The 20154-nt window shown below is 71.7% G+C and carries 18 protein-coding genes and 1 tRNA gene; 8 read left to right on the top strand and 11 right to left on the bottom strand.

Going from position 1 to position 20154, the window contains the following annotated elements; genetic code table 11:
- The first annotated feature begins 3 nt into the window (after positions 1-3).
- Both ACSNOG_RS25100 and ACSNOG_RS25095 read left to right on the top strand, forming a co-directional pair.
- Positions 4-318, top strand: coding sequence for a chorismate mutase (locus tag ACSNOG_RS25100; RefSeq protein WP_436754971.1), 315 nt, complete (start codon positions 4-6; stop codon positions 316-318).
- Between the two features lie 845 nt (positions 319-1163).
- A complete protein-coding gene (locus tag ACSNOG_RS25095; protein ID WP_436754968.1) occupies positions 1164-2195 on the top strand; it encodes an LAETG motif-containing sortase-dependent surface protein in 1032 nt (343 codons plus the stop codon).
- 54 nt (positions 2196-2249) lie between these two features.
- Here ACSNOG_RS25095 and ACSNOG_RS25090 read toward each other — a convergent pair whose 3' ends face one another.
- From ACSNOG_RS25090 to ACSNOG_RS25070, 5 genes are all read right to left on the bottom strand, one after another.
- Positions 2250-4220 (bottom strand): GMC family oxidoreductase N-terminal domain-containing protein, encoded by a 1971-nt coding sequence (locus ACSNOG_RS25090; RefSeq protein ID WP_436754970.1) that lies wholly within the window; start codon positions 4218-4220, stop codon positions 2250-2252.
- Between the two features lie 173 nt (positions 4221-4393).
- The gene (locus ACSNOG_RS25085) at positions 4394-6052 is read right to left on the bottom strand and encodes a succinic semialdehyde dehydrogenase (protein WP_436754967.1); all 1659 of its coding nucleotides are present in this window, start codon (positions 6050-6052) and stop codon (positions 4394-4396) included.
- A 105-nt stretch (positions 6053-6157) separates the two neighbouring features.
- Entirely contained in the window at positions 6158-8017 is a 1860-nt protein-coding gene (locus ACSNOG_RS25080; protein ID WP_436754966.1) for a serine/threonine-protein kinase, read from the bottom strand.
- Between the two features lie 69 nt (positions 8018-8086).
- Entirely contained in the window at positions 8087-9619 is a 1533-nt protein-coding gene (locus ACSNOG_RS25075) for a serine/threonine-protein kinase (protein WP_436754965.1), read from the bottom strand.
- A 125-nt stretch (positions 9620-9744) separates the two neighbouring features.
- Positions 9745-10737 (bottom strand): tectonin domain-containing protein, encoded by a 993-nt coding sequence (locus ACSNOG_RS25070; protein WP_436754964.1) that lies wholly within the window; start codon positions 10735-10737, stop codon positions 9745-9747.
- Positions 10738-10931: 194 nt separating this feature from the next.
- Here ACSNOG_RS25070 and ACSNOG_RS25065 point away from each other — a divergent pair, with 194 nt between their 5' ends.
- Together ACSNOG_RS25065 and ACSNOG_RS25060 are read left to right on the top strand one after the other, a co-directional pair.
- A complete protein-coding gene (locus ACSNOG_RS25065) occupies positions 10932-11708 on the top strand; it encodes a MerR family transcriptional regulator (protein ID WP_436754963.1) in 777 nt (258 codons plus the stop codon).
- The gene (locus tag ACSNOG_RS25060) at positions 11705-11893 is read left to right on the top strand and encodes a hypothetical protein (RefSeq protein WP_436754962.1); all 189 of its coding nucleotides are present in this window, start codon (positions 11705-11707) and stop codon (positions 11891-11893) included. The genes ACSNOG_RS25065 and ACSNOG_RS25060 overlap by 4 nt, the downstream gene beginning before the upstream one ends.
- On the opposite strand, the gene ACSNOG_RS25055 is transcribed toward ACSNOG_RS25060, so the two are convergent.
- The 5 genes from ACSNOG_RS25055 to ACSNOG_RS25035 are packed head-to-tail and all read right to left on the bottom strand — an operon-like array spanning position 11887 to position 15575.
- Entirely contained in the window at positions 11887-13161 is a 1275-nt protein-coding gene (locus ACSNOG_RS25055; RefSeq protein WP_436754961.1) for a lanthionine synthetase C family protein, read from the bottom strand. The genes ACSNOG_RS25060 and ACSNOG_RS25055 overlap by 7 nt on opposite strands.
- Positions 13162-14787 (bottom strand): protein kinase domain-containing protein, encoded by a 1626-nt coding sequence (locus ACSNOG_RS25050; RefSeq protein WP_436754960.1) that lies wholly within the window; start codon positions 14785-14787, stop codon positions 13162-13164.
- Positions 14788-14826: 39 nt separating this feature from the next.
- On the bottom strand, positions 14827-15024 hold the full coding sequence (locus ACSNOG_RS25045; protein ID WP_436754959.1) for a class III lanthipeptide: 198 nt from the start codon (positions 15022-15024) through the stop codon (positions 14827-14829).
- A 12-nt stretch (positions 15025-15036) separates the two neighbouring features.
- On the bottom strand, positions 15037-15237 hold the full coding sequence (locus tag ACSNOG_RS25040) for a DUF6255 family natural product biosynthesis protein (RefSeq protein ID WP_436754969.1): 201 nt from the start codon (positions 15235-15237) through the stop codon (positions 15037-15039).
- 2 nt (positions 15238-15239) lie between these two features.
- On the bottom strand, positions 15240-15575 hold the full coding sequence (locus ACSNOG_RS25035) for a hypothetical protein (protein ID WP_436754958.1): 336 nt from the start codon (positions 15573-15575) through the stop codon (positions 15240-15242).
- A 158-nt stretch (positions 15576-15733) separates the two neighbouring features.
- Here ACSNOG_RS25035 and ACSNOG_RS25030 point away from each other — a divergent pair, with 158 nt between their 5' ends.
- The 3 genes from ACSNOG_RS25030 (at position 15734) to ACSNOG_RS25020 (ending at position 17522) form a co-directional block, all read left to right on the top strand.
- A complete protein-coding gene (locus tag ACSNOG_RS25030; RefSeq protein WP_436754957.1) occupies positions 15734-16582 on the top strand; it encodes a helix-turn-helix domain-containing protein in 849 nt (282 codons plus the stop codon).
- Positions 16579-16782, top strand: a complete 204-nt coding sequence (locus ACSNOG_RS25025) for a DUF397 domain-containing protein (RefSeq protein ID WP_436754956.1) — start codon at positions 16579-16581, stop codon at positions 16780-16782. The genes ACSNOG_RS25030 and ACSNOG_RS25025 overlap by 4 nt, the downstream gene beginning before the upstream one ends.
- 667 nt (positions 16783-17449) lie before the next feature.
- Positions 17450-17522 (top strand) — tRNA-Arg (locus ACSNOG_RS25020).
- A 46-nt stretch (positions 17523-17568) separates the two neighbouring features.
- On the opposite strand, the gene ACSNOG_RS25015 is transcribed toward ACSNOG_RS25020, so the two are convergent.
- The gene (locus ACSNOG_RS25015) at positions 17569-18786 is read right to left on the bottom strand and encodes a serine hydrolase domain-containing protein (protein ID WP_436754955.1); all 1218 of its coding nucleotides are present in this window, start codon (positions 18784-18786) and stop codon (positions 17569-17571) included.
- A 148-nt stretch (positions 18787-18934) separates the two neighbouring features.
- Here ACSNOG_RS25015 and ACSNOG_RS25010 point away from each other — a divergent pair, with 148 nt between their 5' ends.
- Complete coding sequence (locus tag ACSNOG_RS25010; RefSeq protein WP_436754954.1) at positions 18935-20128, top strand: winged helix DNA-binding domain-containing protein; 1194 nt, start codon at positions 18935-18937, stop codon at positions 20126-20128.
- Positions 20129-20154: the final 26 nt, after the last annotated feature.

The following is a 20154-nucleotide window of genomic DNA, read 5'->3' as shown; positions in this document are numbered from 1 at the left end:
ACCATCCCCGCCACCGCCACCGCCGCCGCCCCGGCCAACCGCCCCGTGGCCGAGACCGGGGCCCGTACCGACGAGGCCGCCGGCGTGATCACCGGCGCCCGGCGGCGGATCGACGATCTCGACGGCAGGATCATCGGCCTCATCCAGGAACGGATGGCCGTCTCGGCCGTGATCCAGCACGAGCGCATCGCCTCCGGCGGGCGCCGGGTGAACCTCTCCCGCGAGATGGAGATCATTGGCCACTACAGCGACCAGCTCGGCAAGCCGGGCACCACGCTCGCCATGACGCTGCTGGAGCTGTGCCGGGGCCGCGTCTGACCCCGGCGCGGCCCCGCGCGCGCCGCCCGGCTCCTGGGGATGGCCGCCCGGCCCCTGGGGATGTGTACAGGTGCCGCATGCGGGTTCGGGCCTGCGGGCCCGCACATCACCCGGACGGCGCGTGACCGCGCCGCGGCCCGCCTCGTTGAGCCGGGTGCCCGCGCCAGCCAGGAGCGGCCCACCTGAAATCCACGCGTGGTTTTCCGCCCCTGTTCACCTGGGCGCCCGGCACCGACAGGGCGGATCCACCGGAGTGTGAGACGTGCGAGTGCGCGCGTCGTGGGACCTCACTCCGGTGCCGGTGACCGGTCAGCAGGGGACAGCAGCCCGGTTGCCACCGAAGGACGGTCGGTTCCGGGGACGCCTGGAACCGACCGTATCCGGTCGAAACGGTTGCGCCGGGTCCGGCCCATCCCGCACGATGCCAAGAGAGCACCAACCTCCTGGTCCCGCACCGCCATTGGTCGAACCAGTGAGGCCGCACGTCCGCACCACCCGTGACCCGCGGCGCTCCCCCCGGCGCCGCTCCGCGGCACCGACCCGCCCTGACTTCGGTGCCGGCAGTCAAGGGCCCCGAGGCCGCCCGCACGCCCCCGCGGAGGCGGCCCGGGGCCCTTCGCCGTTCCTGCGCAGCATCATGCGGCTGTGACATGGGTCACCCGTGCGGCCCCGGCGGCCGGGCCGTCACCGCTCCCCCTACGATGCTCATGTACGTGCCAAGCAGCTACGTGCCGGCAGCACGGCCACACCGCGCTCTCCCCCCACCGCGACGGCCTTTGTATCTCGCTCTTCGCTCTTCGCTCTTCACTCTTTGCTCTTCGCTCCCGATCGGGATGGGGTATTCCATGAAGCTTCGCCGCGCACTGGCGACCGCCGCGGCCACGGCCGTCATCGGTCCGACCACGGTCCTCGTGGCTCCCCACGCCTTCGCCACGGGGGACGGACCGGCCACGACGACGTCCTCGGCATCCGCGTCCGCATCGGCGTCGGCATCCGCGTCCTCATCGGCCCCGGCATCCCCTTCCCCGTCCGCATCCGCGTCCGCAGCGGTTGTCGGCCGCTCCCCCAGCCCCTCCTCCAGCGCTTCCTCCAGCCCCTCCTCCGGCTCCGCTTCCCCGTCGGGTTCCGCCTCCTCGCCCGCGCCGAGCGCGTCGAAGAGCTCCGCCCCGGCCTCCCCGGCCGAGGACGACTGCCGCGCCCACACCCAGGAGAAGTGGGTGAGGACCGAACTCCGGGGCCTGCCGCGGGAGATCGTCGCCGGTTCCGGCTGGCACGCCTTCACCTACCGGGCGGTCAACACCTCCGGCAGTGTCATCGCCTCCCTCTCCGCCTCCATGGAACTGTGGGCCTGGGACCGCAAGAACCTCGAGAACGAGACCACGAAGTACATCACCGTGCAGTGGTACAACTCCGGCGCCCACCGGTGGGAGCCCATGCCCGCCGACTACGGTTACTTCGCCGAGACGCGCAACCTCAAGCCGCGCGCGTTCGCGGAGGCGTCGCTGCGTCTGAAGGTCGACGCCAAGGCACCGGCCGGTTTCGGCGGGGCGTTCCAGACGGGCTTCTTCTCCGACCTGAACCGCACGTGCGGCTACTCGGCCGGCGCGTACTACTACTTCGACGTGCTGGCGGCGGGCAGCAAGCCCACCACGGGCGAGGACTCCAAGGGCACGACCACCAGGCCCGGGAAGGCCGTGACCGCCGGCGTCGGCAAGCCCGCCCCGAAGGGCGGTCTGTCGGACCTGCCCGCCACGGGCGAACTGGCCACGACCGGCTCGTCGTCCTCGACCCCGCTCCTGCTGGGGGTCGCCGGTGCGGCGGTCGTGGCCGGAGCCGGGGCGGTGGCCTTCGCGCGACGGGGGCGCGGCCCCCGCTAGGCAGCAGGGCGAGCCCCGCTCCCCCGGCCCGCGAGCCCCGCTCCCCGGCCCGCGTCAGCGACCGGACGGGCACCCCCGCCCACATCCCTGGCCGTCGGGCGGGAGCAGCGGCAGCAGCCGTAGCGCCGGGCGCCCCGGCCCGGCGGAAACGTCCACGCCGGACGGGCCACCGGTGCCGCCGGAGCCATCGCCGAGGCCACCCGAACCACCAGAGACACCAGAGACACCAGAACCCTCGGATCCACCCGGTTCCAGCCTCAGCTCCCCGTACGCCCCTTCCGGCACGGCCGGCTTCAACGGCGCGACCGCCTCGATCCGCTCGTACGCCCGTCCCTGCTCCGGCCGCCGGTCGGGCTCGCCCTTGTTCGGCCAGAGGGACATCGCCCGCTCGGCCTGGGCGGTGATGGTGAGCGCGGGGTTGACGCCGGGGTTGGCGGAGACGGCCGCGCCGTCCACGACCGTGATGCCGGGGTGCCCGTACAGCCGGTGGTACGGGTCGATGACGCCCTGCGAGGCGTCGGCGCCGATGGGGCAGCCGCCCAGGAAGTGCGCGGTCAGCGGGGTGCCCATCAGCTCGCCGACGTTGCTGCCGGCGAAGCCGTTGATCTCCTCGGCGAGGATGCCGGCGGCCATCGTCGCGGCGGGGATCTGCTTGGGGTTGGGCGCCCCGTGTCCCTGCGCGGCGGTCAGCAGGCCCTTGCCCGGGCTCCGCGTCCTGCGGTGGGTGGTCAGGGAGTTGTCGAGCGACTGCATGACGAGCCCGATGATCGTGCGCTCCGACCAGCGCCGGTTGGACAGCGACCGCAGCAGCTGCACCGGGTGCCGTACGCAGCGCGCCGCGAACGCGACGGCCCGGGGCGCACGGGTGCCCACCGGCACCTGCAGGACGGACAGCGCGCCCATCGCGTTCGAGCCCTTGCCGTAGCGGACGGGCTCGATGTGGGTGTGCTCGTCGAGGTAGGCGGACGAGGTGATGGCGACGCCCCGGGTGAAGTCGGGCCGGGCCCCGCCGTGCGCCTTTGCGTAACGGCGGTCGTCGGTCTGCGCGCCGACCAGGGCTTCGGAGTTCGTGCGCGTGAGGCGGCCCAGGCCGTCGGGGATGCGGGGCAGCAGGCCCTTGTCCTTCATGGTGTGCAGCAGGGTCTGGGTGCCGTACGTGCCGGCGGCGATCACCACCCGTTCCGCGCGCAGGACGCGCGGGCGGACGCTGCCGCGGCGCTTGTCGGTCGGGACGGTCACGACGCGGTGCCCGCCCTCCCGGTGCTCGGTCACGGCGACGACCGTGGTCAGGGGGTGGACGACGGCGCCGGCGCGCTCGGCGAGGTGGAGGTAGTTCTCGTTGAGGGTGTTCTTCGCGCCGTGCCGGCAGCCGGTCATGCACTCGCCGCACTCGGTGCAGGCCCGGCGGGCGGGCCCGGCGCCCCCGAAGTAGGGGTCGGCGGTCTCCTCGCCGGGGCGGGCGCGGTGCGTGCCGTCGCCGTCCGCGCCGTCGCCGAAGTACACCCCGACGGGGGCCATGCGGAAGGTCTCCCCCACGCCCAGGCGCTCCGCCGCCGCCTTCAGGTGGACGTCGGAGGGCGTCGTCGTGGGGTTGAGGCGGACGCCGAGCATGCGGCGCGCCTGGTCGTAGTACGGCCGCAGCTCCTCCTCCCAGTCGGTGATGCCGGCCCACTGCCGGTCCCGGAAGAAGGCCTTCGGAGGTACGTAGAGGGTGTTGGCGTAGTTGAGCGAGCCACCGCCGACGCCGGCGCCCGCGAGGACCATGACGTTGCCGAGCAGGTGGATGCGCTGGATGCCGTAGAGGCCGAGGGCGGGTGCCCACAGGTAGTTGCGCAGGTCCCAGGAGTTCTTGGGCAGCGTCGCGCGCGTGAAGCGGCGGCCCGCTTCCAGCACGCCCACGCGGTAGCCCTTCTCGCTCAGGCGCAGGGCGGCGACCGCGCCGCCGAAGCCCGAGCCGACGACGATCACGTCGTAGTCGTAACCGCTGCGGTTCCCGTCGTCGCCGGCGCCGATGCCGATGCCGATGCCGGCATTGTCGTTGCTGTAGTTGTCGTTGCTGTAGTTGTCGTGTTCGTGCTCGTTGTCGTGGTCGTTGTCCGACGCTGTCACCGTGGCCTCCGTACCGGACGAACTCGCTGCTGTACTGGACGAACTCGGCGTACTCGACGGCCCCATCGGCACCATCCTGCCCGGGCGGGTCAGCGCAGGCGCAGGGCCTTCAGCACGCGCAGGCTGCGCGTCATGAACTCCGCGTACTTCTCATCGTCCAGCCCGAAGGCGGGGGCCAGCGGCATGACGCGCTGGTGGGCGACGGTCTGGGCCTCGGTGTACTTGAGGATGCCCTCGGAGCCGTGCCGTCGGCCCAGCCCCGAGTCGCCCATGCCGCCCATCGGGGCCTGGGCGCTGCCGTACGCGGCCGCGTAGGCCTCGTTGACGTTGACGGTGCCGGTGCGCAGCCGCGCCGCGAGGGCCCGGCCGCGCCGCCCGTCCGCGGTCCAGACGCTGGCGTTGAGTCCGTAGGGGGTGGCGTTGGCCAGGTCGACGGCCTCGTCCTCGTCCTCGAAGCGGTGGACGGACACGACGGGCCCGAACGTCTCCTCGGCGCACACGGCCATGGACGGCTCGACGCCTTCGAGGACCGTCGGTTCGTAAAAGAGCGGGCCGACGTCGGGGCGCGCCCGTCCGCCCGCGAGGACCGTGGCCCCCCGGGAGACGGCGTCCTCGACGTGCCGGGTCACGGCGTCCAGCTGCCGCTGCGAGACGAGGGAGCCCATGTCGGCCCCGTAGGCGAGGCCGGTGCCGAGCCGCATGGCCCTCGTACGGGCGGTGAAGCGCTCCAGGAACGCGTCGGCGACGGACGCGTGCACGTAGAGCCGCTCGATGGAGATGCACAGCTGTCCCGCGGACGAGAAGCAGCCGCGCACGGCGCCGGCGGCGGCCTTCTCGACGTCGGCGTCGTGGAGGACCAGCATGGCGTTCTTGCCGCCGAGTTCGAGCGAGGAGCCGATCAGACGGGCCGCGGCGCCCTGGGCGACCTCACGGCCGGTGCGGGTGGAGCCGGTGAAGGAGACGTAGTCGGCGTGGGCGACGACGGCCGGGCCGACGACCGGGCCCTCGCCGAGGACGACCTGCCAGACCTCCTCGGGCAGCCCCGCCTCGATCAGCAGCTCGCGTGCCCACAGGGCGGTGAGGGCAGTCTGGGTGTCGGGCTTCATCACGACCGCGTTGCCCGCGACGAAGGCGGGCAGTGCGTCGCCCACGGACAGCTCGAAGGGGTAGTTCCAGGGGGCGATCTGGCCGACGACGCCGCGCGGGTGGCGCAGCTCGGTGACCTTGGTGAGGACCGGTATGACGCCCGTGTGCCCCTTGGGCCGCAGGTAGGCGGGCCCCTTGCGTCCGTAGTGGCGGGCGGCGACGGCGACGGCCTGCACTTCCTCGTGGGCGTGCAGGCGGGCCTTGCCGGTCTCCACCTGGATGAGGTCGAGGACCTCGGACTGCCGGTCGAGGAGCAGGTCGTGGAAGCGCAGCAGGACGGCGGCGCGCTCGCCCACGGGGACGGCGGACCAGTGCGACTGCGCCTCGCGGGCGCGGGCGAAGGCCTCGGCCACGTCCTCCGGGGTGGACTCCGGAAGGTCGGCGAGCTTGCGCCCGGTGAGGGGTGTGAGGCTGACGGTGCTGCCGGAGCCTATGACGCCGCGGGTGAGGCGGGTGACGGTGCGGGGGGTGACGACGTCCTCGGCGGTGCGGGCGCCGGGCGGGGCGACGGGGTTGCCTCCGGCGGGTGGCCGCGGCACGGGGGCCGCCTCCGCCGTCGTCACTGCTGCCACTTCCTGTGCGCTGTGCCGCGAGTCCGTCATACGGGGAGCGTATGACGGACGACGGCCGCTTGAATACCCACCGGTAACCCGATTATCGGATCACGTCATTGATCCGGGATTGTCATCCACCGGGGGTCGGCGGTGTCACTTGTCCTGAATCTTCAGGTACTTGACGACGTCCTCGAAGAGCTTGTCGCCCGTCTTGCGCCCCTCGCCCTTCTCGGGCATGCGCACTTCCAGCCGCCACAGCACGGTCTTGGCGTCGTTGACGATGATCAGCTCCCGCTTCCGCGCCTTGGGATCGCCCTCGTTGCTGCCGGACTTGCGGTACACGGTGACGACCTCCGCCGTCTGCATGCCCGGATACGGGGACGCCTTGACGGTGTCGGCCTTGGCGTCGTTCAGCTTGCTGCCCGGATCCGTCGTGTGCTGGGCGATGAGCCGCTTGGCCTCGGCCTCCGGGGAGCTGATGACCTTCGGTTCGTTGGTCCCCGTGTTCTTGGCCCGCTCCTCCGCGGAGTCCCGGTCCAGCGAGATGCCGAACACGCCACTGGGGTCCTGGAAGTAGACCCAGTTGTAGTCGGTGTTCACGGACTTCTCGTAGTCCTCCGGAACCGCGACCGACGCCCGCACGATCTCCGGCTCGTCCCGCACCTTCCAGTGCAGCGGAACGGCCGGGCCGACGGCGAACGGGTTGACGACCAGCAGCGTCACGGCGGCGGCGACGGCCACGACGCCCACGCCCAGCCCCCACTGCGCCTTGCGGTTGCCCTGCAGCACGGGCGGCACCCACTTGCTGCCGGTGCTCTGCGGGCGGTTCACCGCCGCCGCGTAGGCGGTCTCCTCGGCCGACGCCGGGCGGGCCACGGCCTCCAGCGTCCGTCTGATCTCGGCCGCGCCGGGCCGGGCCGCCGGGTTCTTGTGGAGCATCCCCATGATGAGCCCGCCCAGCACACCCGCGCCGCGCGACGGCATCTGGGGCTCCGCGGACAGGATGGCCTGCGAGGTGGCCGGGGCGTTGGAGCGGCGGAAGGGCGAGACGCCCTCCACCGCGCTGTACAGCACGACGCCCAGCGACCACAGGTCGGAGGCGGGGCCCGGCCGCTGGCCCAGCAGGCGCTCGGGCGCCACGTACTCGGGCGAGCCGACGAGGGCGCCCGTCTCCGTGAGGCCCTGCTCGCCCTCGATCTGGGCGATGCCGAAGTCGGTGAGGACGACGCGGTCGTCCCGGCCGAGCAGGATGTTGTCGGGTTTGACGTCGCGGTGCAGCACTCCGGCCTCGTGGGCGGCACCGAGCGCGTTCAGGACGGCGAGGCCGACGCGTGCGGCCTCGCGCGGGTCGAGGGTGCCCTCCGACAGCCGGTCCCCGAGCGAGTTCCCGCGGACGAGCTCCATGACGATCCAGGGACGGCCGTCCTCGACCACGACATCGTGGACGGCGACGACCGACGGGTGGGCGACGCGGGCCGCGGCACGGGCCTCGCGCTGCATGCGCTGGTGGACGTTCTCGCGCAGGGACGCGGGCAGGTGGTCCGGTACGCGCGGCTCCTTGACGGCCACTTCGCGGTCGACGATCTCGTCGTGGGCCTTCCAGACGGTGCCCATGCCGCCGTGGCCGAGGCGGGAGATCAGCCGGTAGCGGTTGCCGATGCGGCGGCCCGTGCCGGGCCCGGGGGCGACGGCGGTGGCGCCGGTGGTGGCGCCGGTGGTGGCGGTGGCGGCGGCGGTGGCGGCGGCGGTGGTGGCGGCGGCCCCAGGGGGCCCGGCGGCGTACGGATTGGCTGTGGTGGCGCCGTAAGCGCTCCCGGGGCCGGCGGGCGCGGCCGGTACGGCGGGCGTGGCCGGTGCGGCGGGTGCGGCGGGTATGGCGGGTGCGGGCGGTGCGGCGGGTATGGCCGGTGCACCGCTGCTCACCGCGGCCGGTGCCTTCGGTGGCTGAAGGTCATAGCTGGTGGGCTCGCCGGCCCCGGTGGGCCCGTTCGGCCGTCCCCCGTCGTTCGTCATGGCCCCATCATTACCAAGGGCGGCCGGGCAGGCGCACCTTCGGAGGAGCAAACCCCATCCCTTACGGCTCTAGGGGCTCGAAACAGGCCGGATGCGTACGAACGTGTCGAGTACGGCCTGAGCGTGCCGCCGTGCCTGCGCCGCCTTCCCCGCCGGCCCCGCCACCCACACCTCGTACGTCTTCCCTCCCTCTTCCCAGCAGGTGTCGTACGTGCGCACCGCCCCGCCCGACTCCGCCTCGGGCCCGTCCCAGGTGAACTCCCAGGAGGCCGCGGGATATCCCCTGTGCGTCGTCTCGCGGACGGTGGCGGAGCGGTAGCCCGGGTAGCGGTCGGGGGCCGCGGCCGCGGCGGCGCGCAGGATGCCCGCGGGGCCGCCGCCCTGCGGGTCCTGGATGAGGATGCCGAGGCGGAACTGACGGTCGCGCGAGTAGTAGAAGACCCTCGGCGGTTCGAAGGAGCGGGTGAAGCCGTCGGGCACGGCCAGCGCGAAGCCCGCCGGGTCCTGCACCGCGTGGTAGCCCTCCGGGGGACGCACGGGCGCGCTCACCGGGGGTTCGCGGGTGACGGGCGGGCCGGGCGAGCGGCCGAGCGTCCCGCTGGAGATCTGCGTGGGGCGGCCGCCGTCGCCCTCCGCGCCGCGCTCGGCCAGCAGCACGGCGAGCCCGGCCCCCGTACCCGCCAGGGTGACCACGGCGACGGCGGACATCAGGACGGTGCGGCTGCGCGGCACGTAGGCGGGCCTGACGCGGCCGCCGTCGAGCCACCCGGAGGCCAGGTAGGCGTGCAGCAGCCGTTCCGCTTCGTCGGCGCCCATCCGCCGCTGCGGGTCGCGCTCCAGCAGGCCCTTCACGACGGGCAGCAGGGGGGCCGCGGCGGCAGGCGGACGGATCTCGTCGTGGACGACGGCGTGCAGGATGCCGCCCAGCGAGTCGCGCCGGAAGGGCGTCACCCCGCTCAGCGCCGCGCACATCAGCACCCCCAGGGACCACAGGTCGGACGGGGGCCCTGCGGGGCCGCCCGACATGCGCTCCGGCGCGGTGTACTCGGGCGAGCCGACGAACGCGCCCGTCTCCGTGATCGTCGTGGCGCCGCGGACCTGGGCGACGCCGAAGTCCGTCAGCACGACGCGACCGGTGGCCGACTCCAGCAGGACGTTGGGTGGCTTGATGTCGCGGTGCAGGACGCCGCAGGCGTGCGCCGCGCGCAGGGCCGCCAGCAGGGCGATCGCGATCCGCGCCGTCTCCCGCGGGCCCACCGGCCCCTCCGCCGCCAGCACTTCGGACAGCGCGCGCCCGTCCACGAGCTCCATCACGATCCACGGGCGGCCGTCCTGGACGACGATGTCGTGCAGCGCGACCACGTTCGGGTGACTGATGAGCGCGGCGGCGCGGGCCTCGCGCAGGGTGCGGTCGCAGTCGGTGAGGCCGACGGGGCAGGCGTCCGAGCCCGTCTCGTCCATGTGCAGCTCTTTGACGGCCACTTGGCGCGCCAGCAGCTCGTCCGTGGCACGCCATACGGTGCCCATGCCGCCGCGCCCTATCCGCCCGGACAGGCGGTACCGGCCGGCGATCAGACCATCGTGCGCAGCGAAGGTCCCCATAAGCCCATCTTGCCCCACACCTCCCCCGGCCACGGCTGCCGGAACGGACCGGTTCCGGCCAGCTGTGACACATGCACGTGCCTCCGCCCCGGAGGGAAGGGGCGGAGGCACACAGCACCGAGGTATCAGGACCGCAACTGCCCGTCCAGCTGCTGCCAGTTGGCCCAGGACCCGGCGATGGAGTTCTGCCAGCGCTGATAGACGTATCCGCCACTGTTGACGCCGAACAGCTGGATACGGCCGTCGGCGTTCGTCTCCGCGGCCACCTGGCTCAGCGCGCCGTCGAACTGGACCCACGGCGACCATGAACCGCCGATGGAGTTCTGGGAGCGGTGGTAGACGGCGTCACCGCTGTTGGTACCGAAGATCTCCAGCCGCCCGTCGCCGTTGCGGGCGGCGGCGATGGAGGTGAGCAAGCCGTCCATCTGCTCCCAGTTCGACCACGCCCCACCGGGGGACGTCTGCCAGCGGTGATAGATGTACCCGCCGCCGTTGACCCCGAACAGCTCCACGCGCCCGTCGGCGTTGGTCTCCGCGGCGACCTGCGTCAGGCCGCCGTCGAACTGGGCCCACCCGGACCAGGGGCCTCCGACGGAGGTCTGCCAGCGGTGGTAGATGTTGCCGGCGCTGTTGGCGCCGAAGATCTCCAGCCGCCCGTCCGCGTTGCGGGCGGCGGCGATGGAGGTGAGCAGACCATCCATCTGCTCCCAGTTCGACCACGCCCCACCGGGGGACGTCTGCCAACGGTGATAGATGTACCCGCCGCCGTTCACGCCGAAAAGCTCCACACGCCCGTCGGCGTTGGTCTCCGCGGCGACCGCCCGCAGAGCGCCGTCGAACTGGGCCCAGGGCGACCACGAACCGCCGATGGAGTTCTGGGCGCGGCGGTACACGGCGTCGCCGCTGTTGGTGCCGAAGAACTCGAGCCGCCCGTCGGCGTTGCGGGCGGAGGCGATGGACGATCCGAAGACGGTGACCTTGGCGCTGGTTCCGGCACCGGCCTTGCCCTCCGCCGCCGGTGCGGGGTCGGCCGCGGCGACCCCGGGAGCGGCGGCGAACAGCGCGGCGACGGCGAGGGACGCGATCATCCGGCCGATGCCTCTGTGTCTCTTCCTCATACGACTGCCCTTCCTGCGCGGGAACGTGTTCCGATCCGTGCGGTGGTACGGGCGGTGCGGGACGTACGGAGGCCTCATGGGGACGGCCGCCGCACCCTACTGCGAAAGGGCCGCGGGAGGACAGAGCCCGTCCCGGCTCACGCTTCCGCCTCTCGGCTTGAACCTCACCCCGCGTGAGGATGCATCGTGGTGCCATGACCGCTTCCGCCGCCTCCACCTGGAAGGTGGGCCCCCTCGCCGAAGCCAGTGGGCTCACCGTGCGCACCCTGCACCACTGGGACACCATCGGTCTGCTCAGCCCCTCCCGCCGCACGCCGGGAGGACATCGCGAGTACACCGAGGACGACCTCGTCCGCCTCTACCAGGTACTGGCGCTCCGCAGCCTGGGCCTCGGCCTGGAGACCATCGCCGTCTGCCTCGACGGCGGCGTCGACCCTGCCCGCCTCGTACGCGACCACCTGGCGGGCGTCGAGACCGCCCTGGCCGCCCTCGGTTCCCTGCAGCAACGCCTGCAGCACCTCGCCGGCGAACTCGCCGCCGGCCGCTCCCCCACGACCCCCGCCCTGCTCGACGCCCTGCGCGCGATCGGCGGCACCGGGCCGGACGCCGAACACGCCCTGCGGCGCCACCTCGACGCCGACCAGCTGCAGCTCCTGCACACCCGCGGCACCGCGCTCGGGCCCGCCGCGCACTACCTCCTGGAGGTGGAGTGGCCCGAACTGTACCGCCGGGCCGACCGGCTCCGTACGGAAGGAGTCCCCCCGGCGGACCCCAGGGTCCGGCGCCTGGTCGCCCGCATGGACGAGCTCGCCGCCCTCTTCACCGGTGGCCACGCCGCCGTCTCCGCCGGCGTACGGGACGCCTGGCGCGACGCCCCGCAGGCCATGTCCGGCGAGCCGTCCGCCCCCGCCCATGCCTGGTCCGCCCTCGCGGACTACCTCGACCTCGCCCGCCTAGGAGCCCCTTCGTGACCCCCTTGCGCACCGCCCTCGTCCGAACCTTCCCCACCCTCCTCACGCTGCCGCTGTGCGCAGCCCTGGCGGCGACCGGCCTGCTCCCGTGGAACGTCGTCCTGACCGTCCCGGTCGCCCTCGCCGCCTACGCGGTGCTCACGTTCGTGAGGATCAAGAGGATCAAGCGGGGCCGTTCTCACTGAACCGGGTCGGTGACAGCGCCGAGGTCGCCGTCACGCGGACGAGGTGCCGTGCCGTCCGTGCCGTCCGTGCCATCCGTGCCGTCGGACGGATCGTCGTCCAAGAACGCCAGCCCGCCCGGGCGCAGCAACCGGGAGAAGTACAGCCCTACCCCGGCCGCGCCGGTCGCGTAGTCCGCCGAGATCCGGCTGAGCACGCGCCCGGGGTACGCGATTCCCTCCGGGCGTTCGACGCGGAACATCAGCATCGTCTCGGCGATGTCGAACGCCCGGTGCAGGTAGCGGGGGTCGGCCGTGCACCGGAACATGTCCAGCTGGAACTCACCGAGACCGGCCAGCCCCTCGAAGAGGCTCGGCAGCAGGGCACACGTGAGGTAGGCGTCGTCGGCGAGGCGGCGGGCCAGGGCCAGGTAGCGCTCGTCGCCGAGCAGTTGGTGGCACCGGAGCAGCACGCTGCCGATCCCTGCGCTTCCGTGGATCAAGTACGGGTACCGCACCGTGTCGTTCTCGAAACGCGGCCACTGCGCACCCACCTCGGTGTCGCTGCGGTTCGCCAAGTCGAATTCCAGGCCCCGGACCGCGGCAGCCCGGAAGTCGTCCCGGCCGGTCCGCACGAACAGCCGCAGCAGGAACAGCGCGATGCCGCTCGCCCCGTAACCCAGCCCGTAGTGCACTCTCCCCTCGGCCCGGCACGGCCAGCAGCAGGTGTCGTCCCGCGGCTCCGCCGTCGCCAGCAGGTGCTCGCCCGCGCGCACCGCCGCGTCCAGGTGTGACTGGTCGCCGGTCCGGGTGTGGAATCGCAGGCCGACCGTCCCCCAGCCGGCCGCCCCCAGAGACAGGCCGGGTTCCGCTTCGAGCAGCGGGGAGCGGTACAGCAGCGCCATGGCGTCCAAGGCTTCGTCGGCCAAGTCGATCCGCCAGAACGTCTCGGCGATGCCCGCCAGCCCCAGGAACAGTCCGGGCGGGTACGAGTCCAGGTCCAGCGGACGGTTCCGTAGCCAGGTGCGAATGTTCTCCGGCAGGCGGCCGGCACCGTCCGCAGCACGTTCCGCGGTGTGCGTGTGCGTGTGCGTGTGCGTGTGCAGGAACAGTGCGGGGCCGCACGCCCCGTAGGCCACGTTCAGGGGATTGGTGGCGAAGACCATGAAATGGGCGGGCCAGAGCCGGTCGGAGCGCTCCCGGTCGGCGGTGCCGAGCAGGTACCGGGCCATGCCCTCCACGGTGTCCGCCACCTCCGCCCGCAGCCGGTCCGGCACCGCCGCCGCGCTCACTCAGGGGCTCCAACCGGTCAGGACGTCCATGGCTTCCGCCGCCTCGCCCCTGCACAGACAGTCGATCACTGCCCTCACCTCGGCGGGCACGCCCAGCGCCGTGAACCTGTCCAGGAACACCCCGGCCGCCTCCGGGCGCAGCGTGAAGAGGGGGGTGACCGGCACGACGCAGCCGTACAGGATCATTCCGGCGGCGTACCAGTCGTCCTGCCGCTTGAGGCGACCGCCGGGGGACGTCCGTTCCGGGCGCATGAAGCCCGGCGTGCCCCAGCGGGCGGCATAGGCGCCCGGCTCGCCCTCGCCGCCCTCCCGGATCGCGCTCTCGAAATCGATGAACCACATCCGATGCGTGTCGGGGTCGATCAGAACGTTCTGCGGCGAGAGGTCCCCGAGCAGGACGCCGCGTTCGTGAACCGCGGTCACCATGGCGATGAGCGTCATCGCCGCGTGCCGGAACACCGGGAGGAACCGCTCCAACCGGCCGGGACGCCGGATGTACGGCGCGAGGATGATCTCCTCGCGCGCCCAGAAGTCGTGGAATCCGATGGCGTCCACCACCCGTTCCTCGACCAGGAAGGCGTGCTCCCACTCCCGGAACAGCTCGACCGGCCGCGGTACGAAAGGCAGCCCGTCCAACCGGCACAGCATCTCGTACTCGTGACGCAGCAGACGGGGCGCGTCCCACCATTCCCCGTCGAAGGCCCAGCAGTTGGTGCCGGGACGGGCCTCCTTGACCACGACGGCCTGCCCGGTGCCGGTGTCCAGGCCGTGGTAGATCCCGCCGGCGTTGGAGAAGATCACGGCACCCTCGATCAGGTACCGGCCGTTGAGCAGGGGGCTCGCGTTATCGTCGGACGACGCCACCGTCGTGGCGGTGCTCGCTTCCTTGTCACGGCCCTCACCGTCAATGCCGTCGAACGGATCACGAACCCAGGGGGGCAATCTGAAGTACGGAGTGCGCTCGTCGGCCACGAATTCACCGCTCGGCGCCACCACGCAGGCACTCCGGGTGCCGTCGGTATGAAGCTCATACAAGGGGTGAAAGCCCCCGTAGCGGTAGAAGAGCACCCGGCTGTCCCGGTAGCGGCGGTCGGAGAGGATGTACGGCCCTGCCACGGCCTGGTCCTTCGTCCGCCTGTACAGCTCGTCCAGCAGCCGGAGGAACGTCGTCATGTCCTGGGGGTACAGGGTCATGAACTTGCCGGAACTCCCCCGGGCTTGAAGCTTGGAGTTGAGCAGATCCAGTAGGGCCGGGTCCCCTGCAACCTTGAAGGCGACCCGCTCCCGGACACACACCGGCACGACGAGCTCCAGCAGCAGCGGGGCGCACATAGTGGTGGCCGAAACGTGAATCTTGAACCCTTGGCCGACGTCGACGTCGCCCGGAGCCCCGGAAGCACCCGGCTCCGGCAACAGAGCGTGCAGCCACACGTCACCACGCTCGACCCGCCAGGATTCCGGCAGGCGTTCACGCAAGAGGTTCCGGTATTCGTCGGTCAGGGGGTGGCGATCCGGGGCCTCGTAAAATTCGGGGTGCGCGAAAAAGTAGAGGAACCCTGCGGCGGCAGAACGGTTCATTGCACCTGCCGGACCTGATACGCCGAGGCCGCTTGACGACCCCGGCATGTCCGGCGGCTGATCGTCTTCATCGGGCCACCGCTCTTGCTACATCGTGCGGCAGTACACGCTGGCGGTGCTGCATCCGATGCTAATCGTGCTCCCTTGCCCAGCAGCAGCAACGTCATCGGCCGCACCGGGCGCAAGCTTCTGCAGTTCCAGCACGTCGTTCACGGCCTTCGACGCCCGTTCCAGATGATCCTTGAGCTGGCCCAGCGACGGGCCTGTAGCTGTGGTGTCGCCCATGGCCCTCTCCTCCTACCTCCACGGATATGACCCCTCTTTCAGGCAAACACCACCCGTAGCTCCGCGCCAGCGGAGAGGCCGCGGGGCATGCGGGAGGCCGGGCGGCCTGAGGGCGGCGTATTCGGTGAAGCGGACGGTCCCGCAGTAGCGGCAGCGGGCCTCACCGCGGGTGCGGGCCGCCCAGCCGCCGCGGTGGGTGCAGGTCCCTCTCACGCTCACGCACCGCCCATGTGCACGGTGCGCCAGTGACGGCGCTGCAGCACCAGAGCGTCCCCGGTAGTGAGAGGGTCACCCCCGGCGGCGGCTTCCTTGTAGGCAGCCGCCAGCTGCGCACACTCCCCGCACCCGTACATGGGCCGCGCCCCCGCCGGCCACAGCCCCGCCGCCTCCCGATCCTCCCGGGTCGCCAGCCGCAGCGCGGCGAACGGCGCCTCCCACTCCAGGCCACCACCGGGGCGCCGCAGGGTGACACGGCTCCCCGTCCCCCCGATCACTTGCGCGACCCGTCCCTCCCGGGTGTCCACCACGAATGCGCCGATCCTGTACGCCATCGCCTTACGCCTCCTCGAGTGCCCTGGTAGTCACCACATCTTCGCGAGCACCGCGAGCGGCGGTGAAACTTTCACCGCAGATGTCCACGATTGAGTGAACGCTCGCACACATCAGTGCAGTTGCTGTCGCTAGAGTCGTTCCGCAAGGAGGTGATCACTTGGCCGACATCACGCCGACCCTGCTGCGCCGGAGGCTCGGTGCAGCGCTGAAAACGCTGAGGGTGAGAGCCGGCCTCAACCTCGCCGAGGGCGCCGAGCTGCTGGGAGTGTCCGGCCCGACCTTGAGCAAGGTCGAGAACGGCAGGCAACGCACCGACCCGGAGAGGTTCTTCACCGCCTACGGGGTTACGGACGCCGCACGGATCGCAGAGATCAGAGAGATCGCGAAACTCGCCGACAGCAGTCGCCACCAGAGGCTCTACAAGCAGTACAAGGACGTCATCAACGAGCGATTCGCCGACTTCTTGGAAATGGAACAGATCGCCACCCGCATCGACCTCTATGCGGCGCTTCTCATCCCTGGCGTGTTACAGACGACTGACTACGCCTCCGCAGCCATCGGCGGCATCAGCGTTTGGAGAACAGCACGCGAAACACGAGCTTCCACCGAACTGCGCATGAAACGCCAGGAGGTCTTGGACTCCTCCTCGCTCGTGGTGCGATGCGTGCTGGACGAGGCATGCCTCCGGCGAGAACTGGGCGGGCCTTCCGTTCTCCGGCGGCAACTCGATCACCTACTGACCGTCTCGCAGCAGCCGAACATCGAACTGCAGGTCATTCCGTTCAAGGCAGGCATGCACACGGGCCTGGACGGCGCGTATACGGTCTTTCACTTCGATGTCGGCTCCCCTGTCGTGGCCGTAGAGCCGCTTACGACGTCCCATTACCTTGAAGAGGACGACCAGGTCGCACGCTACGACGTCGCGTTCGATCGCCTGCGCACCCAAGCACTGGACCCCGAGGCGTCCCGCGACTTCATCGCAAGGATCGCCAAGGAGACACGGTGAGGTTCAAGAAGAGCAGTTACAGCTCCGGCTCTGCCGACACCTGTGTGGAGATCGCCCTCCCGGAAGGCATGGGAGTACGTACCCCGATACTCATACGCGACTCGAAACGGCCCGACGGGCCGACCCTGCGCGTCGCCGCCGAGCCGTATCGTTCCTTCACCCGAGCCGTGCGGGAGCGTGCGCTGGACACTCCGGGGTGACGCGACGAACCCTGATGGCCGAAGTGGTCGCCGGAGGCGGGGGCGTGGGGCTACCGTAGAAGAAGCCCCCCCTTCAGGGCACAGAAAGTGGCCCCCGCCACGGCCGTACCCGTGGACGAGGGCCAACCGCAGGTAGACGGTTCCCGACCGTCAGTCCTCAGTTCTTCGGAGGACTGGCGGTCACCGTCCAGCGGCCACCGCTTCACTTGCCGGTGCACCACCTCCACAGCTCCCGGATCACAGCCGCGACCCGCTCGTGCAGAGGCTTCCTACGGTGACGCCCCACTGGCGCCCCCCTTCTCGGGTTACGGCCAGTACCGGTGGCCGCTCCGGAGGGAGCCCAGGCAGGGCACCCCGCGAGTGCCCCGACGAAAGGGTCCTCTGGAAGGGGGGCGCGCTCGAAGCGCTGTCGCAGACGCTACACGTGGGCGGAGGGCTCAATCCGCCGTTTCCCGCGTCGGGTTACTGATCTCCGTCGATGCTCAGCTCATCGCAGCTGCAACATCATCCACTGTCGTACGAGGCGTACGGCCGACGCCGTAGCGGCGATCTTGAAGGTGGCCCGTCACGCCGCCGTCACCGACCGTGAGGGGAAAAAGCACCCTCGCACGTCAGGTAATATTGTTCTCGCAACGCCGACGAGTGACTGCTGTCACCCGGGAGCCGAGCGCTCGTAGCTTAACGGATAGAGCACTTGACTACGGATCAAGAGGTTGCAGGTTCGAATCCTGCCGAGCGCACATCGTCGTAAGAGAGCCGGATGCCCTGAGCATCCGGCTCTCTTCGTTATTTCCGGGGCTTCGAGAACGCCGCCTGCGCTATGCCGAGGACGTACTTCAGCTCGCTCGAACCCGGCGGGTTGTTGTAGTTGAGCGAATACACCACTCGTCGCGACAGATCGCGCTTCACGAACACCCCGTTGGTGTAACCCGGCTGGGAACCGGTCTTGCCCCAGACGACCGTGCCGCCCGGCAACTCCGTGCGCATGAGGCCGATGCGGCTGAAGCAGGCCTGGCCCGGGTTCCCGGGGTCGGTCAGGCTGGCGCAGTGGCGGTTGCCGGGGGCGTTGGGGACGTCCGGCAGGTCGAAGATCCGGTTCTGCTGCGACGGCGGGAGGAGGCGGCCGCCGAGGAGGGCCGTGATGAAGCGGTCCACCTCCGCCGCGGTGGAGATCATGCCGCCTTCCGCCCACGAGGACGGACTCTGCTCGGTGACGTCGACCAGCTCGCCGTCCACCGTGCGGTAGCCGTGGGCGTGGGGCTGCGGCAGGGTGACGTCGTCGGCCGCGGGGACGTACGTGCGGCGCAGCCCCAGGGGGCGGGTGATGCGGTCGCGGACCTCCTGCGCGTACGTGCGGCCGGTGACGCGTTCGATGATCAGGCCCGCCACGTGCGTGTTGATGCCGTTGTACTGCTGGGCCGTGCCGGCCGGGAAGGCCGGCGCCTGTCCGGCCAGCGCCGCCTTGACGATCTCGGTGGGCGTCCACGACCGGAAGCGGTTCTCGGCGAACCATTTGTTGGAGCCGTCGCCGTAGGTCAGCGGCGACGGGCCGGGGAGGCCGCTCGTGTGGTTGAGCAGTTGCGCGACGGTCACGTCGTGGAAGGCGTCGGGGAGGAGGCCGGGAACGTAGCGCCGGACGGGGGCGTCCAGGTCGACCTGGCGTTCGGCGGCGAGCTGGAGCATCACCGTGCCGGTGAAGATCTTGGTGATGCTGCCGATGCGGAAGGAGGAGTCGGAGCGCACGGACGCGCCCGTGGCCTTGTCCGCCGCGCCGGACGTGCCCCACCAGTGGCCGGCGGGGCCGGCGACGCGGACCAGCGCCCCGTTCACGTCCGCGTTCGGGAAGCCCGCGATCGACTCTTCGAGCGCCTTCTTGTCCGGCGGCGGGGTCGCGGCACCGGCCGGGCCGGCCGTGCCGGCGGTGAGTGCGGCGGCGAGAACGGCGACGAGTGCGGTGGCCGGCCACGAGCCCCGGCGGATGGGCTTCCTCTTGAGTTGTTCCATGCCGGAGAGTCTTCCGAAGCAAGATCATCCCGGCATCGGGCATCGCCCCGATCCGTCCCGCACCGGGCGCTGCGCCGCCTCGGGGTTCCCCCCGATCCCGGCCCCTAGAGGACGGAAACCGTCCTCTATCACCTCTACGCTCGCCCCCATGAGCAGCAGCCCCCGCGCCCGCTTCACCGACGACCGGCGCCGCGCCCGCCTCGCCCGGCGCCACCTCCTCCACCCCGGCCGGCGGGTGGGCTCCGTCGAGGAGGTCGCGGACGCCCTGGTCGGCCTGCACGCCACCGACGCCGCCACCGTCTACCTGTCGGCGTGCGCGCGGCTGACCGAGCCGTCGCCCGCCGAGGTGGAGCGGGCGCTGTACGAGGACGTGACCCTCGTGAAACTGCTGTCCATGCGGCGCACGCTCTTCGCGGTCACCACGGAGCTCGCCCCGTACGTCAGCTCCTCGACCGCCCGCGCGATCGCCGTACGGGAACGGGCGACGCTGCTCAAACACCTGCGGGAGAACTCCGAAGGCCACGCCCCCTGGGACGAGCAGCGACTCGCCCGCACCGAACAGGAGGTGCTGGACGCGCTGGCCGCGCGCGGCGAGGCCACGACCGCCGAACTCAACAAGGACGTGCCCGCGCTGCGCGAGACCCTGCTGATGTCGCCGGGCAAGCCGTACGAGGCGCGGCAGAGCGTCGGCAGCCGGGTGCTGCGGATGCTCGCGTCGGACGGGCACCTGCGACGGGCCCGGCCGCGCGGGTCGTGGACCAGCAGCCTCTACCCGTGGGCGCTCGTGCCGCAGATCCCCGACATCGACGTGCGGGAGGCCAAGGCCGAGCTCGCGCGGCGCTGGCTCGCCTCGTACGGACCGGCGACGGAAGCGGACCTGAAGTGGTGGACCGGCTGGACGCTCGGCGACACGCGCAAGGCGCTGGCGGACGTGGGCGCGGCGGAGGTCGGGCTCGCGGACGGCGCCGCGGGATACGTGCTGCCGGATGACCTCGCCACTGCGGACGAAGCCCCGGGGCCCTGGGCCGCGCTCCTCCCCGGCCTCGACCCGACCGCCATGGGCTGGCGCGGCCGCGACTGGTACCTCTCCCCGGACCACGTGCCCGCCCTCTTCGACCGGGCCGGCAACATCGGCCCGACCGTGTGGTGGAACGGCCGCATCATCGGCGCCTGGGCCCAGCGCGCGGACGGCGAGATCACCTGGCGGCTCCTGACGGACCCGGGCCGCGAGGCGAAGACCGCCATCACCACGGAGGCCACCCGCCTGTCCGCCTGGCTTGGCCCGGTACGGGTCACCCCGCGCTTCCGGACCCCCTTGGAGCGGGAGCTGGTGAGCGGTTGATGCCTGGGGACGGTGGGGGTGGGGTG

This window comes from Streptomyces sp. URMC 124, from assembly GCF_051386455.1.
Taxonomy (GTDB): domain Bacteria; phylum Actinomycetota; class Actinomycetes; order Streptomycetales; family Streptomycetaceae; genus Streptomyces.
The sequence above is the reverse complement of the archived record's forward strand: the minus strand, read 5'-3'. Positions and strand labels throughout refer to the sequence as shown.

What these genes read in the sequence shown, in the direction of transcription:
- ACSNOG_RS25095 (WP_436754968.1), top strand. Translation starts at nt 1,164, where the DNA reads ATGAAGCTTCGCCGCGCACTGGCGACCGCCGCGGCCACGGCCGTCATC.
- ACSNOG_RS25085 (WP_436754967.1), bottom strand. Translation starts at nt 6,052, where the DNA reads ATGACGGACTCGCGGCACAGCGCACAGGAAGTGGCAGCAGTGACGACG.
- ACSNOG_RS25080 (WP_436754966.1), bottom strand. Translation starts at nt 8,017, where the DNA reads ATGACGAACGACGGGGGACGGCCGAACGGGCCCACCGGGGCCGGCGAG.
- ACSNOG_RS25075 (WP_436754965.1), bottom strand. Translation starts at nt 9,619, where the DNA reads ATGGGGACCTTCGCTGCGCACGATGGTCTGATCGCCGGCCGGTACCGC.
- ACSNOG_RS25070 (WP_436754964.1), bottom strand. Translation starts at nt 10,737, where the DNA reads ATGAGGAAGAGACACAGAGGCATCGGCCGGATGATCGCGTCCCTCGCC.
- ACSNOG_RS25065 (WP_436754963.1), top strand. Translation starts at nt 10,932, where the DNA reads ATGACCGCTTCCGCCGCCTCCACCTGGAAGGTGGGCCCCCTCGCCGAA.
- ACSNOG_RS25050 (WP_436754960.1), bottom strand. Translation starts at nt 14,787, where the DNA reads ATGCCGGGGTCGTCAAGCGGCCTCGGCGTATCAGGTCCGGCAGGTGCA.
- ACSNOG_RS25045 (WP_436754959.1), bottom strand. Translation starts at nt 15,024, where the DNA reads ATGGGCGACACCACAGCTACAGGCCCGTCGCTGGGCCAGCTCAAGGAT.
- ACSNOG_RS25035 (WP_436754958.1), bottom strand. Translation starts at nt 15,575, where the DNA reads ATGGCGTACAGGATCGGCGCATTCGTGGTGGACACCCGGGAGGGACGG.
- ACSNOG_RS25015 (WP_436754955.1), bottom strand. Translation starts at nt 18,786, where the DNA reads ATGGAACAACTCAAGAGGAAGCCCATCCGCCGGGGCTCGTGGCCGGCC.
- ACSNOG_RS25010 (WP_436754954.1), top strand. Translation starts at nt 18,935, where the DNA reads ATGAGCAGCAGCCCCCGCGCCCGCTTCACCGACGACCGGCGCCGCGCC.